General features: G+C 72.2%; 9 protein-coding genes. 6 read left to right on the forward strand and 3 right to left on the reverse strand.

The window, feature by feature from the left end; translation table 11 throughout:
• Window positions 1-33 precede the first annotated feature (33 nt).
• The 3 genes from K7C20_RS26035 to K7C20_RS26045 all read left to right on the forward strand — a co-directional run bounded on the left by K7C20_RS26035 (window position 34) and on the right by K7C20_RS26045 (window position 4,333).
• The gene (locus K7C20_RS26035; RefSeq protein ID WP_030087724.1) at window positions 34-690 is read left to right on the forward strand and encodes a hypothetical protein; all 657 of its coding nucleotides are present in this window, start codon (window positions 34-36) and stop codon (window positions 688-690) included.
• Between the two features lie 207 nt (window positions 691-897).
• A complete protein-coding gene (locus K7C20_RS26040; protein WP_030087727.1) occupies window positions 898-1,095 on the forward strand; it encodes a hypothetical protein in 198 nt (65 codons plus the stop codon).
• Between the two features lie 139 nt (window positions 1,096-1,234).
• On the forward strand, window positions 1,235-4,333 hold the full coding sequence (locus K7C20_RS26045) for a helix-turn-helix transcriptional regulator (RefSeq protein ID WP_030087728.1): 3,099 nt from the start codon (window positions 1,235-1,237) through the stop codon (window positions 4,331-4,333).
• A 4-nt stretch (window positions 4,334-4,337) separates the two neighbouring features.
• On the opposite strand, the gene K7C20_RS38425 is transcribed toward K7C20_RS26045, so the two are convergent.
• The 3 genes from K7C20_RS38425 to K7C20_RS26060 all read right to left on the reverse strand — a co-directional run bounded on the left by K7C20_RS38425 (window position 4,338) and on the right by K7C20_RS26060 (window position 7,266).
• Complete coding sequence (locus K7C20_RS38425; protein WP_048830210.1) at window positions 4,338-4,643, reverse strand: DUF6191 domain-containing protein; 306 nt, start codon at window positions 4,641-4,643, stop codon at window positions 4,338-4,340.
• 86 nt (window positions 4,644-4,729) lie between these two features.
• Window positions 4,730-5,905 carry a PQQ-dependent sugar dehydrogenase gene (locus K7C20_RS26055; RefSeq protein ID WP_107083471.1) on the reverse strand — a complete coding sequence of 392 codons (1,176 nt, stop codon included), beginning with the start codon at window positions 5,903-5,905 and terminating at the stop codon, window positions 4,730-4,732.
• A 320-nt stretch (window positions 5,906-6,225) separates the two neighbouring features.
• Window positions 6,226-7,266 carry an aldo/keto reductase gene (locus K7C20_RS26060; protein ID WP_167352529.1) on the reverse strand — a complete coding sequence of 347 codons (1,041 nt, stop codon included), beginning with the start codon at window positions 7,264-7,266 and terminating at the stop codon, window positions 6,226-6,228.
• A gap of 88 nt (window positions 7,267-7,354) precedes the next feature.
• Between K7C20_RS26060 and K7C20_RS26065 the strand changes: the two genes are divergently transcribed.
• The 3 genes from K7C20_RS26065 (at window position 7,355) to K7C20_RS26075 (ending at window position 13,619) form a co-directional block, all read left to right on the forward strand.
• Window positions 7,355-8,317, forward strand: coding sequence for a 2-hydroxyacid dehydrogenase (locus tag K7C20_RS26065; protein ID WP_030087735.1), 963 nt, complete (start codon window positions 7,355-7,357; stop codon window positions 8,315-8,317).
• Between the two features lie 305 nt (window positions 8,318-8,622).
• Window positions 8,623-11,541 carry a putative bifunctional diguanylate cyclase/phosphodiesterase gene (locus K7C20_RS26070; protein WP_053209796.1) on the forward strand — a complete coding sequence of 973 codons (2,919 nt, stop codon included), beginning with the start codon at window positions 8,623-8,625 and terminating at the stop codon, window positions 11,539-11,541.
• Between the two features lie 206 nt (window positions 11,542-11,747).
• Entirely contained in the window at window positions 11,748-13,619 is a 1,872-nt protein-coding gene (locus tag K7C20_RS26075) for an acetolactate synthase large subunit (RefSeq protein ID WP_053209797.1), read from the forward strand.
• Window positions 13,620-13,623: the final 4 nt, after the last annotated feature.

Here is a 13,623-nt window from a genome sequence, read left to right on the forward strand (position 1 = left end):
CGAATCTCAGACGCGGCACCTACGGTCGCGCCCATGGGAACGACCAGGACGACAGAGAACCGAACCGACGACGAGACGACCGTGCCGGCGCAGGGGGCCAAGGAGACTGCTGCGATCCCGGAGACCACCGAGGCGGAGGCGGCCGGCAAGGCCGGCGCCAAGGTCGACGAGGAGGCCGACGACAACGCCGCCCTCGCCGCGCAGGACGAGGCCAGTGACCGCGAAGCGGACGACGGCTCCGACGCTCCCGACCGCGGCACATACGCCACCGCACAGCCCGCCACCGGCATCGCCGCCGGCGCTGGTGCCGTCGTCGCCGCGGGGCTCGGCCTCGCGTCCGTCACCGGCACCTGGCTCGGCACGACGCTGGCCGAGCGGGCGAACCTGATGGGCCAGATCAAGGTCCAGTCGGGCAAGGCCCAGGCCGCGGAGCAGATCTCCGCCGTCTACGGCGCCTCCTGGCACACCAATGCCCTGGTCAACGGCTTCTTCGCACTGCTCGCCGTGATCGCCGCCGCGGTGGTGCTGACCCGCTCGCGCGCCACCTGGGTGCGGGCCGTCGCATGGGGCGGGCTGGCGCTCGGCGCGCTGGGGATCCTGATCTCCGCGGGCATGTACCTCGACCTGTTCGCGAGCATGCCCACCGTGCCCAAGGCCCCCGCGGGAGCCGGCGGCCCCGCGGCTCCGTAAGGCCACCCGGGCCGTTTTCTAAGCACCGTACGGGTGCCGCGGGCGGTGCCTAAGGAGCCCCTGAGCGGCATCGCGGGGTTTCTGAGCACCGCCCGGGGCCAAAGATCGGGAACTCTCCCCATGTGGCGGACCCCCCTTGGCGACGAGGCTTGAGCACATCGACAAGCCGTCGAGACACCACCTCACCGCCGTCAGGGGAGAGCCGACATGTACCGCTCCGAGCTGGAGATCCGGATCCGCTACGAAGAGCTGCGCCGCGAGGCCGACCGGCAGCGCCTGGTGCGGGAGGCCACCGAGGCACGGCGCGCCGGGCACCGTGGCACCGCCCGCTCCGGGGAGAACGAACCCGAAGGGCGGGTGCGTGGGCGGAGCCGGTGGTTGCGGATACGCCGCGCCGCCGCCTGACCGGGAGACTCCGATGACGTCCCAGGTGGCGGCCCCGCAGCCCGCCCCGCAGCCGTCCGCCCGGCTCCAGGTGCCCTCCGCACCGGGCCGGGCGCTTCGCATACCGGAAACCACTGCCGGATTGTCAGACCTCTGTGCGATGCTCACCGACGTGGAGACCAGGTCCGTCAGTCCCGTGTTCGTCGGCCGCGCGGCCGAACTCACCGCGCTGGGGGACGCGCTCGCCCGCATCGAGGCGTCCGGCGAGCCCCAGGCCCTGCTGATCGGCGGTGAGGCCGGGGTCGGCAAGACCCGCCTCATCGAGGAGTTCACCGAGGCCGCCCGCGCCCGGGGCGCGCTCGTCGCGCTCGGCGGCTGCATCGAGATCGGCTCCGAGGGCCTGCCCTTCGCGCCCTTCTCCGCGATCCTGCACACCCTCAACTGGCATCTGCGCGACGAGCTGGCCGTCGCCGTCGCCGGCCAGGAGGGCGAACTCTCCCGCATCCTGCCCGAATTGGGAGAGGCCCCCGGCGAGGCGCATGACGAGGAGATCGGCCGCGCCCGCCTCTTCGAGCTGACCGCCCGCCTCCTGGAGCGCCTCGCCGCCCACCGCACCCTCGTCATCGTCGTCGAGGACCTCCACTGGGCCGACCGCTCCACCCGCGAGCTGCTCGCCTACCTCCTGAAATCCCTGCACGACGCAGGCGTCCTCCTGGTGGCGACGTACCGCTCGGACGACATCCACCGCCGCCACCCCCTGCGCCCCTTCCTCGCCGAGATCGACCGGATGCGCACGGTCCGCCGCGTCGAACTCGCCCGCTTCACCCGCGAGGAGGTGCGCTCCCAGATCGCCGGGATCAACGGCAGCGATCCCGAAGAGGACACCGTCGACCGGGTCTTCAAGCGCTCCGAGGGCAACGCCTTCTTCGTCGAGGAACTGGCCCGCGGCCTCGCCGACGGCGCTCTGCACGGCCTCAGCGACCCGCTGCGCGATCTGCTGCTGGTGCGCGTCGAGGCGCTCCCCGAGGACACCCAGCGCGTGGTGCGCACGGCCGCCGAGGGCGGCTCCACGGTCGAGCACGAACTCCTCTCCGCCGTCTGCCGGATGCCCGAGGACGACCTCATCGAGGCGCTGCGGGCCGCCGTCGGCAGCAACACCCTCGTGCCCACCCAGGACGGCACGGGCTACCGCTTCCGGCACGCCCTCGTCCGCGAGGCCGTCGTCGACGACCTGCTCCCCGGTGAGCGCACCCGCGTCAACCGCCGCTACGCCGAGGCCCTGGAGGCCAACCCCGCACTGGTCCGCGCCGATGTCTGCGCCGCCCGGCTGGCCAGCTACTGGTACAAGTCCCATGACGCCGCCAAGGCGCTGCCCGCCGTTCTCGCCGCCTCCGTCCAGGCCCGCCGCCGCCATGCCTACGCCGAGCAGCTGCGGCTGCTGGACCGCGCCCTGGAGCTGTGGGACGACGCGCCGACGGAGGTCCGCCAAGGGGTGCGCCCGGTCGACTACGCCGAGGCGTACCCGGCCTGTGGCTGCCATGACGGCGACGCCCTGCGCTTCCTCGACCTGCTCGCCGAGATCGCGGTGGCCGCCCGGCTCTCCGGCGACAACGAACGCGCCTTCACGATCGTCAAGCGCGCCCTGCGCTCGCTGCGCGGCGAGAGCGACCCCCTGCGCACGGCATGGTTCCTGGTGCAGCGCTCCCGGCTCTGCCAGGGCACCGGCCGCGGCAACGGCTGGGAGGACCTGGGCACCGCACAGGAGCTGATGCGCGGCCTGCCCCCCTCCTCCGTGCACGCGGAGGTGCTGGCCGCCGTCGCCAGCTGGGCGGTGCTGCACGAGCCGGGACCGGAAACCTTCGCCACGGCCGAACGCGCCGTGGAACTCGCCCGGTTGGTGGGCGACGAGGAGGCCGAGCTCAACTCCCGGCTGACCCTGGCCTGGCTGCGGGTCGACTCCGGCGAGGTCGACGAGGGCCTCGCCGACTTCCGTACGTGCCTCGACCGCGCCGTCGACCGCGGCTACTTCGCCGTCATCGCCCGCGGCCACATCAACCTCCCGTCCACCCTGGAAGGCGTCGGCCGCTCCCGCGAAGCCGTCGAGGTCACCGAGCGGGGCGTCGAACTCACCACCCGCTACGGCCTCAAGGACAGCACCAGCTGGGTGCTGGGCAACCGCGCCGAATCCCTCCAGTCACTGGGCCGCTGGGAGGAAGCGGGCCGGGCCGTCGCGGACGCCCGCCGCCTCGTCCAGAACCCCCGTGCCATCGCGCTGACCGCCAGCCGCCGTGCCGATCTCGCGCTGAACGAGGGAGATTTCGCCGGCGCCGAACGCGAACTCGCCGTCGCCCAGGAGTACTACGGCACCCACGACCCGCAGCCGCAGAACGCCATCGTCATGGCGCGGCACGCCCTGCGGATCGCCGCCCATCAGGGCCGCATCCTCGACGCCCGCAGCGTCCTCCAGCAGGCCCTGGACGCCGGCTTCCCGCCCGGCACCCAGCGTTACGCCTGGCCGCTGCTCTGGTCGGCCGCCACCGCCGAAGCGGACGCCCGCGGACTGCCGGCCGCCGAGCCGGGCCGGGGCCCGGTCCTCGCCCGCATCCGGGACGCCGCCAAGAAACTTCCCCGGCTCTGCCCGGTCTGGACGGCCCACGGCCTCGCGGTCGACGCCGAACTCCGCCGTGCCGAGGGCCGCGAGACCCCCGACTCCTGGGCCGGGGTGGTCGCCGCCTTCGAGCCCCTGGAGCGTCCGCACGAGCTCGCCAGGGCCTGCTACCGCTGGGCCGAATCACTCCTCCACGGCAGCGAACGGGCCACGCTCGGACTGCACGGCCGCACCCCGCGCGAGACCGCCGTCCTCCTGCTCACCCAGGCACACACCGCCGCCACGGCGATGGGCGCCCGTCCGCTCGCCGATGAACTCGAACTCCTCGCCCAGCGCGCCCGCATCCCCCTGCCCGGCCTGATACCTGCCGCCGCGACGGAGGCAGCCGCCGCGGCCGGCCGGGGCGCCGCCGGACAGCCCGCATCCGCCGGCGCCGAATCCCTCGGCCTGACCCCGCGCGAACGCGATGTACTGCGCCTGGTCGCCGACGGGCGCAGCAACCGCCAGATAGCCGACGCCCTGTTCATCTCCCCGAAGACCGCCAGCGTCCATGTCTCCAACATCCTCGCCAAGCTGGGCGTCTCCGGGCGCGGCGAGGCGGGCGCCGTGGCGCACCGCCTGCGCCTGTTCGGCGAGCGGACGCCCGGCTAGCCGGCTAGGGCGTGCCCTCCGGCTCGGGCGGCCCCTGCTCCCGACCCCGGCCCTGCTCCCGACCCCGGTCCTGCTCCCGACCCCGGTCCTGCTCCCGACCCCGGTCCTGCTCCCGGCCCCGGCCCTGCTCCCGACCCCGGCCCTGCCGCTGCCCGGGTGCCCTGACGACGACGGTCCCCGAGGAGAGGTCGATCGGGCCCTTCCCGGGGTCGCCGTCACCCACGTCATCGACGACGAGCGACATCTTCTGCCGCTCCTCGTCGGTGTGCTTGCGCCCCGGCGCGAACAGTTCCTCCGCGATGTTGAACATGGTGCCGTGCCCCCCTCTTCGGTCGAGGCGCACCCGTCCCCTGCCTCCGAGTGTAGGCAGGGCACCCGAAAAGGGGAGCAGCCGGATCAGCTCACCTGGAGACGGAGAATCCGGTCATCGCCCTTGTGCGGGGTGGCCCGTCCGTCCGTGTCGCTGGTGACCAGCCACAACGCACCGTCGTCGGCCGCCACGACCGTCCGCAGCCGTCCGTAGGTGCCCTTCAAAAAGGCCTGCGGAGCGGCTACCGGCTTCGTTCCGTTCAGCGGGATCCGCCACAGCCGTTCGCCGCGCAGCGAAGCCATCCAGATCGAGCCCTTGGCGTAGGCGATGCCGCTGGGCGAGGCGTCCGCGGTCTTCCACACCTCGACCGGCTCCATGAACCCGGAGCCCGCCGCGCCACCCTTGGCCTTGCCCTCGGCCTTCGGCCAGCCGTAGTTCCTGCCCGGCTCGATGACGTTGAGCTCGTCCCAGGTGTCCTGCCCGAACTCCGAGGCCCACAGGCGCTTGTCATCGTCCCAGGCCAGCCCCTGCACATTGCGGTGGCCGTAGTCGTACACCACCGAATCCGCCTCGGGGTTGCCGTGCGCCGGTTCGCCGTCCGGCGTCATCCGGAGGATCTTGCCGCCCAGGGACTGCTTGTCCTGGGCCAGCCCGGTGTCTCCGGTCTCCCCCGTGCCGGCGTAGAGCATCTTGTCCGGGCCGAAGGCGATCCGCCCGCCGTTGTGGATCTGGCCCTTGGGGATGCCCTTGAAGACCGTGTCGGGCGCGCCCAGCTGATTGCCCGGCGGACGCTTCTCGTCGTAGTTCATGCGGGCGATGCGGTTGTCGGACGCGGTGGTGAAGTACGCATAGACCTGGTGGTCCGCACCGAACGTCGAGGACACCGCGATCCCCAGCAGCCCGCCCTCGCCCCCCGGGTCCACGCCCGGCACCGACCCCAGCTCGGTGATCTTCCCGCCGTGTGCCGCGACCCGGACGATCTTCCCGGTGTCCCGGGAGGCGACCAGCAGGTCCCCGCCCGGCAGCACCGCCACGCCCCAGGGCGACTTCAGGCCGGTGGCCAGGGTGCCGGTCACCTTCACCGAGCCCTTGGCGGGCGGCGCGGTGGACGACGGCGTGGCGCTCGGCGAGGCACCGGCGCCGGGGCTCTTCGCCGGTGCGGAACTCGCCCCGCCCTGGGGCTGCGCGCCGCCGGACGAACAGCCCGCTGCCAGGAGCAGCGAAGCGGCGGCCAACACGGCGGTCTGGGAACGGCGTTGCACGGCAGGGGTCCTCTCGTCGGCAGGGCGTGGACAAGAACACCACATCGCGGCCCCGCCGCGCCGCGCCTTATCGGTTCCGGAACCACTCCCACCTGCCATGATCCGGCCGGTGCAGCCGTGTCGCGAGCGGGACCACGGGCTGCCGGCCCGCCGCCGCGACGCCACGGGAATCCGCCGGGCGTCCGTGGCGCGCCGGCTATCCCGGTACGCCCGGACCCACGGTGTGCTGCCCCGCCCCGGGACTCCGCCGGGCCGGCCGCAGTACGTCGACGTCGGCCTCGGTGCGTCCACCTCAGCAGGCCGGTCTCAGCAGGCCGGCCTCAGTACCAGGACCCGCGCGCCGGCGGCAGCGCGGCGATCTCGGCCAGGTCCTCGCGGGTGAGCGTCAGCTCAGCGGCCTTGGCGTTCTGTGCGGCCCAGCGTTCCTTCTTCGTGCCCGGCACCGGCACCACATGCCGGCCCTGCGCGAGCGCCCACGCCAGCGCCACCTGCCCCGGCGTCGCACCGTACCGGGCGCCGACCCGCCGCAGCCCGGCCACCACCGGCTGGTTCGCCGCCATCATCTCGGCGGTGAAGCGGGGATGGCGGGCCCGTGTGTCCTCCGGTTCGAAGCCCTGCCCCGGAGTGAGGGTGCCGGTCAGATAGCCGTTTCCCAGCGGCATCGCCGCCAGGAAGCCGACGCCCCGCGCCTCGCACCACGGCAGCAGCGCCTCCAGCGCCTCCGGCGACCACACCGACAGCTCCGCCTGCACGCTGCTGACCGGGAACACCTGCTGGATGCGCTCCAGTTGGGCCAGTGTGCCGTCGTGCATCCGGGAGCGGGGGCGCCCCCTGCCGCCTGCCGGCCGCCGCTCCGCACGGGCCGCGCGGGCCGGCCGCACCGCCCGCGCACCCACCGCACACAGCCCCAGCGACCGCACCTTTCCCGCCGCCACCAGCTCCGCCATGGCCCCCCAGGTCTCCTCGACGGGCACCTCGGGATCGGCCCGGTGCAGCTGGTAGAGATCGATACGGTCGGTCTGCAGCCGGCGCAGCGAGGCGTCGCAGGCGCGCTTGACGTAGCCGGGCCGCCCGTTGGCGACGATGTGCTGCTCACCCACCAGCAGCCCGCACTTGGTCGACACGAACGCGTCCGCCCGCCGCTCCTTGAGCACCCGGCCCACCAGCAGCTCGTTGGTGAAAGGGCCGTACATATCGGCGGTGTCCAGCAGGCTGCACCCCCGGTCCAGTGCGGTGTGCGCGGCCCGCAGCGAGCTGTCCAAGCTGCGCTGCGACTCGGTGTACCCCCAGCTCATCGGCATACAGCCGAGCCCTATGGCGCCCACTTCGAGAGCCGCCGCACCGATTGTCCTGCGCTCCACCTGGTTGTGCCTCCGTCCCCTCGCCCCCGGTCAAGGGCCTGACCAAACTAACGTCTGAGCGGAACGTCTTTTCGCATAGCCTGCGGCCATGGCAACCGCAGACCAGCGCACCAAAGCGAACGGCGTATGGCTCCCGATCCCGCCCGACGAGATCGACGGCCTGCCCGACGGCCTCCGGTACGTCCACTGGGACGCCGGCCCCGACTACCCGGCCGACCCCGCCCGGTGCGCCTTCTACGCCGTCCCCTACATGAAGGGCGCGGAGGTCAGCCTGCGCCCGCTGTCCCTGATGAGCCGGGTACGGGTGGTGCAGACCCTCACGGCCGGTGTCGAGCACATGCTCCCCGGACTGAAGCGGATGCCGGCCGGTGCCCAACTGTGCAACGCCCGTGGGCTGCACGACGCCAGCACCGCCGAGCTGGCGCTCACTCTGATCCTGGCGGCGCTGCGCGATATCCCCGGATTTGTACGGGGCCAGGACGCGGGGGAGTGGCGGCAGGGCTTCCAGCCTGCGCTGGCCGACAAGTCGGTCCTCATTGTGGGCTATGGTTCGATCGGCAGTGCCATCGAGGACCGGCTCACACCTTTTGAATGTGCGCGGGTGGCGCGCGTCGCGCGCACCGCGCGTGACACTGTGCGCGGTCCTGTGCATCCACTCTCCGACCTGTCCGCCCTCCTGCCCGGCGCGGACGTGGTCGTGTTGGCAACTCCGCTCACCGACACGACGCGTGGCCTGGTCGGACCCGATTTCCTGGCGCGGATGAAGGCCGGCGCACTGCTCGTGAACATCGCGCGCGGCGCGATCGTCGACACCAAGGCGCTGCTTGCCGAACTGGAATCCGGGCGGCTGCGCGCCGCACTCGATGTCACCGATCCGGAACCCCTGCCCCCCGGGCATCCGCTGTGGCACGCTCCCGGCGTACTCATCACTCCACACGTCGGTGGCCCCAGCTCTGCCTTCCTGCCCCGTGCGAAGCGGCTGCTGCGCGACCAGTTGACGCTTTTCGCGGCCGGCGAGCCCATGCGGAACGTGGTTGCCACCGCCGGCTGACCGCTTGCGTGTAGCACTACGAGGCCGTACGACTGCAAAGAGTGCACACAACGCGCTGCCAGTCACGCTCCGTAGAGACACTATGTCCCTGAGTGACGGAACTGGTGTATCGTCCCGAGCGGGGACGGCGCCGGGAAGGACGCGGCGCGATGCGAACGATCCGGAACTCGAGGGGGGCGACGGGCGATGTACAGCCGATGGATGATTCGCGAGAAGCGCGATCCACGAGCGCCCACGGGAATACTGCGAGGCCCCCAGGCGCACCGCTCCCGACGACGCCCGGTACAGGTGAGGGGAAGAGTCCGGTGAGCGCCCCCGGGGCGATGCTCTCCCGGCCGCCGGCGCCGGCCGGCAATCCGCCGGGCGCGGTACCGCAGATCGTCCTCGCCGTGGTCTGCGGCGGCTATGCCGTCGGTGCCGCCTTCGGCTGGGGGTCGCCCGAAGTCGCAGCGTTCATGGGGGACTTCGGTCTCAGCTTCGCGGCGTTCCTGGCGGCCTTCTCCTGCGGCCTGTACGCCCGCAAGCGCCGCAGCCGGTTCCGCCCGGCATGGATGCTGTTCGCCGCCTCGTCCGGGATGGCCGGGCTCGGCAACGCCGTATGGGGCTGGTACGAGGTCATCCAGGGGACCACGGTGCCCAGCCCGTGCCTGGCCGACTTCTGCTTCCTGCTGTTCGCGCCGCCGGCCATCGTCGGTCTGCTGGTCCTCGCCAAGAGGCCGGTGACCAGGGCCGGTTGGGTCTGCCTCGGCCTCGACTCCTGGCTCATCGCGGGGTCGCTGGTCACCCTGTCATGGAGCCTCGCGCTCGCCCACACCGCCCACTTCCAGGGCCGCAGCGTGGCCCAGAGCGCGCTGTCACTGGCCTACCCCCTGCTCGACATCGTGCTGGTGAGCATGGTGCTCGCGCTGCACTTCCGGCGCTCCTCGGTGCACCGCTCGGCCATCAACACCGCCGTCGCCGCACTGGCGCTGACCGTCCTGTGCGACGCCCTGTTCAGCTCGCCACTGCTGCGCGAGCACTACCGCTCCGGGCAGATCCTGGACGCCGGATGGTTCGCCGGCTCGATGCTGCTCGCGTACGCGCCCTGGGTCGCCCGCCGTGGGGGTGACGAGGCCCCCGAGGAGGAGGCCAAGCCCGCCGCCCGCCGGGTCCAGCCGCACGGCAGCCGCCCCATCGCGGGCTCGCTCGCCGCACTGACCCCGTACCTCGCCGCCGCCGTCTGCACCCTGGGCATCCTCACCAACGTCCTGGACGGACGGCGCATCGACCGCGTGGTGCTCTTCACCGGCTGCACGGTCGTCCTGGCGCTGGTCGTCCGCCAGGGCATCATGCTGCTCGACAACATCACCCTCACCCAGGAACTGGCGCAGAAGGAGAACCACTTCCGCTCCCTGGTGCAGGGCTCCAGCGACGTCATCATGATCGCCGCCCCGACCGGTGTGCTCCGATACGTCAGCCCGGCCGCCGCCGGTGTCTACGGCCGCGACGCCGAGGAACTGGTCGGCTCCGAGCTGGCCTCGCTGATCCACCCCGAGGACCTGGGCCGGGTGGTGCACGAGGTCCGCAGATTCCTCGCCGCCGCCCCCGAGGACGAACCGACCACCCGTATCGAATGCCGCTTCCGCGCCGGCGAACAGCGCTCCGGCGGCGACGGCTGGCTGAACGTCGAATCCACGGTCAACCGCCACCACGGCGGCCTGATCTTCAACTCCCGCGATGTCACCGAACGCGTCCGGCTACAGGCCCAGCTCCAGCACAACGCCTCGCACGACGCGCTCACCGACCTGCCCAACCGCGCGCTGTTCACCGAGCGCGTCACCCAGGCCGTCACCGGCCGCCGGGCCAGCGACCACGACACCGCCGTGCTCTACATCGACCTCGACGGCTTCAAGCAGGTCAATGACACCATCGGCCATCAGGCGGGCGACGAACTGCTGGTGCAGGCCGCCCGCAGGCTCGGTGACTCGGTGCGCTCCGGGGACATAGCGGCGCGGCTGGGCGGCGACGAGTTCGCCGCGCTGATCACCGGCGACGGCACCCGCGACCGGGCCGCCCGTGAGTTCCGCATCCACGAGATCGCCGACCGGCTGCGCATCAAGCTCTCCGAGCCCTACCGCATCGACGGACGGGACGTACGGGTGGCGGCCAGCATCGGCGTAGCCTTCGCCGACCCCGGTGTGAGCCCCGCGGGCCTGCTGCGCAACGCCGACCTCGCGATGTACCGCGCCAAGCAGGCCGGCAAGGGCCGGGTGGAGCTGTACGCCCCCCAGATGCAGAGCGAGGTGGCACACCGCGCCGAACTCGCCACCAAGCTCCGTACGGCCCTGCACGAGGGTGCGTTCACGCTGCTGCACCAGCCGGTGGTGGAGCTGGCCGGCGGCCGGGTCACCGCGGTCGCGGCCCACGCCCGCTGGCGCTCCGCCGAGGGCATCCTCTTCACCCCGGCCGAATTCCTGCGGGTCGGCGACCGCGGCCGGTTCTCCGACGACGGCGACCGCGCCGCGGAGCTGGACCGCTGGCAGCTGGAGGAGGCCGTCGAGCAGGCCGCGGCGCGCCACCGCGCCGGCTACGCGGTCCCGGTCGCGGTCCGGCTCTCCGCCCGCCGGCTGCTGGACCATGCGCTCTCCCCCAAGGGTGTCGAGGCACTGCTCACCCGGCACGGCCTGCCCTCGCGCGCGCTCGTACTGGAATTGTCCGAAAGTGATTCCCGCATCCCGCTCGACGACCTGGAGCGCCGGCTGGTGGCGCTGCGCCGCCTCGGCGTGCGGATCGCCCTCGACGGCTTCGGCAGCGGCTATGCCGCCATCAGCGCGCTGCGCCGGCTCCCGGTCGACGTCCTGCGGCTGGACCGTGGGCTGGTCGACGGAGTGGTGGAGTCCGCCCGGCTGCACAAGATCACCGCAGGGCTGCTGCGGATCGCCGGAGACCTCGGCATGCAGTCCGTCGCGGACGGCGTGGATCTGCCCGAGCAGGTCCTCGCGCTGCGCTCCATGGGCTGCACGCACGGCATGGGTATGGCCTTCTCCGGGCCGCTCGACGAACACCGGCTGCGGCGGTCCCTGACGCACGCCCACTACCCGGTGCCGGACCTCCCGGGCCAGAGTCGCGCGGTGGTGCTCTCCGGCAGCGGACTGCCCGTCCGGCACGGCGGACCGGCGGGTCCGGATTCGCTCGTGCATCCGCCATTGCGCTCAAATAGTGAGACCTCCGTCCCACCCACTTGACACTCGGTGCACGGCGGGGGGAGGGTCAGTGCCATGCGCACCCGAATTCTCGTACTTGGAAAGCGCGTCGGCTGAAGCTGGTCCCTGACGAAACCAGCTCATCGCACCGACGCGCTCCCCTCGCTTGCCACCTGGCACGGGGGGTTTTTTGTTGCACAGCAACCTCACAAATCCGTCAAAACCCTCAGCTTCGAGAAGAGACGCAGATGACCGAGCAGGCCTCCGGGGCCCACCATCCGCAGCCGCGGGCCCGTCACTCAGGCGGACCGCAGCAGCCCGCCGCCGTGGAGCACGTCACGGGCGCGCAGTCCCTGATCCGTTCGCTCGAGGAGGTCGGGGCCGACACCGTGTTCGGCATTCCCGGCGGTGCGATCCTGCCTGCGTACGACCCGATGATGGACTCCTCGAAGGTCCGGCACGTCCTGGTGCGCCACGAGCAGGGTGCGGGCCACGCCGCCACCGGCTACGCCCAGGCCACCGGCAGGGTCGGGGTGTGCATGGCGACCTCGGGCCCGGGTGCCACCAACCTCGTCACCCCGATCGCCGACGCCCATATGGACTCCGTCCCGCTGGTGGCGATCACCGGCCAGGTCGCGTCCAAGGCGATCGGCACGGACGCCTTCCAGGAGGCGGACATCTGCGGCATCACGATGCCGATCACCAAGCACAACTTCCTGGTCACCGACCCGGCCGAGATCCCCCGGACGATCGCCGAGGCGTTCCACATCGCGGCCACCGGCCGGCCGGGCCCGGTCCTGGTCGACATCGCCAAGGACGCCCTCCAGGCGCAGACCACCTTCGTCTGGCCCCCGCACACCGAGCTCCCCGGCTACCGCCCGGTGACCAAGCCGCACGCCAAGCAGATCCGCGAGGCCGCCCGGCTGATCGTCGAGTCCAGGCGCCCGGTGCTCTACGTCGGCGGCGGGGTGATGAAGGCCGGTGCCACCGCAGAGCTGAAGGTGCTCGCCGAGCTGACCGGCGCCCCCGTCACCACCACCCTGATGGCGCTGGGCTCCTTCCCCGACAGCCACCCGCAGCACGTCGGGATGCCCGGGATGCACGGTGCGGTCACCGCCGTCACCGCGCTCCAGAAGTCGGACCTGCTGATCACCCTCGGCGCCCGCTTCGACGACCGCGTCACCGGCAAGCTGGACTCCTTCGCGCCGTACGCCAAGGTCGTGCACGCGGACATCGACCCGGCGGAGATCGGCAAGAACCGCGCCGCGGACGTCCCGATCGTCGGTGACGCCCGCGAGGTCATCGCCGACCTGATCGTCGCCGTCCAGGCCGAGTACGACGCCGGCCACCGGGGCGACTACAGCGCCTGGTGGAAGGACCTCAACCGCTGGCGCGACACCTACCCGCTCGGCTACGACCTGCCGGACGACGGCAGCCTCTCCCCGCAGCAGGTCATCGAGCGGATCGGCAAGCTCGCCCCCGCCGACACCATCTACGCCGCGGGCGTCGGCCAGCACCAGATGTGGGCCGCCCACTTCATCGGCTACGAACAGCCCTCGACCTGGCTGAACTCCGGCGGTGCCGGGACGATGGGGTACGCCGTCCCCGCCGCGATGGGCGCCAAGGCCGGTCAGCCGGACCGTACGGTCTGGGCGATCGACGGCGACGGCTGCTTCCAGATGACCAATCAGGAGCTGGTCACCTGTGCGCTGAACAACATCCCGATCAAGGTCGCGATCATCAACAACGGCGCGCTGGGCATGGTCCGCCAGTGGCAGACCCTCTTCTACAACCAGCGCTACTCCAACACCGTGCTGCACAGCGGCCCCGAGTCCGACGGCCTGGTGACGGCGGGCCAGGCCAGCGGCGGCACCCGCGTCCCGGACTTCGTGAAGCTGTCCGAGGCCATGGGCTGCGTCGCGATGCGCTGCGAGGACCCGGCCGAGCTGGACGCGGTCATCGCCAAGGCCAATGCCATCAATGACCGCCCGGTCGTGATCGACTTCATCGTCCACGAGGACGCCCAGGTGTGGCCCATGGTCGCCGCCGGCACCTCCAACGACGAGGTCATGGCCGCCCGGGGCGTGCGTCCCGACTTCGGCGACAACGAAGACGACTGAGCCC

The organism is Streptomyces decoyicus, assembly GCF_019880305.1.
In the GTDB taxonomy this organism is placed as follows: Bacteria; Actinomycetota; Actinomycetes; order Streptomycetales; family Streptomycetaceae; genus Streptomyces; species Streptomyces decoyicus.

Bases quoted from the DNA above. Each gene is read 5' to 3' on its own strand.
- K7C20_RS26035 (WP_030087724.1), top strand. From the start codon at position 34: ATGGGAACGACCAGGACGACAGAGAACCGAACCGACGACGAGACGACC.
- K7C20_RS26040 (WP_030087727.1), top strand. From the start codon at position 898: ATGTACCGCTCCGAGCTGGAGATCCGGATCCGCTACGAAGAGCTGCGC.
- K7C20_RS26045 (WP_030087728.1), top strand. From the start codon at position 1,235: ATGCTCACCGACGTGGAGACCAGGTCCGTCAGTCCCGTGTTCGTCGGC.
- K7C20_RS38425 (WP_048830210.1), bottom strand. From the start codon at position 4,643: ATGTTCAACATCGCGGAGGAACTGTTCGCGCCGGGGCGCAAGCACACC.
- K7C20_RS26065 (WP_030087735.1), top strand. From the start codon at position 7,355: ATGGCAACCGCAGACCAGCGCACCAAAGCGAACGGCGTATGGCTCCCG.
- K7C20_RS26075 (WP_053209797.1), top strand. From the start codon at position 11,748: ATGACCGAGCAGGCCTCCGGGGCCCACCATCCGCAGCCGCGGGCCCGT.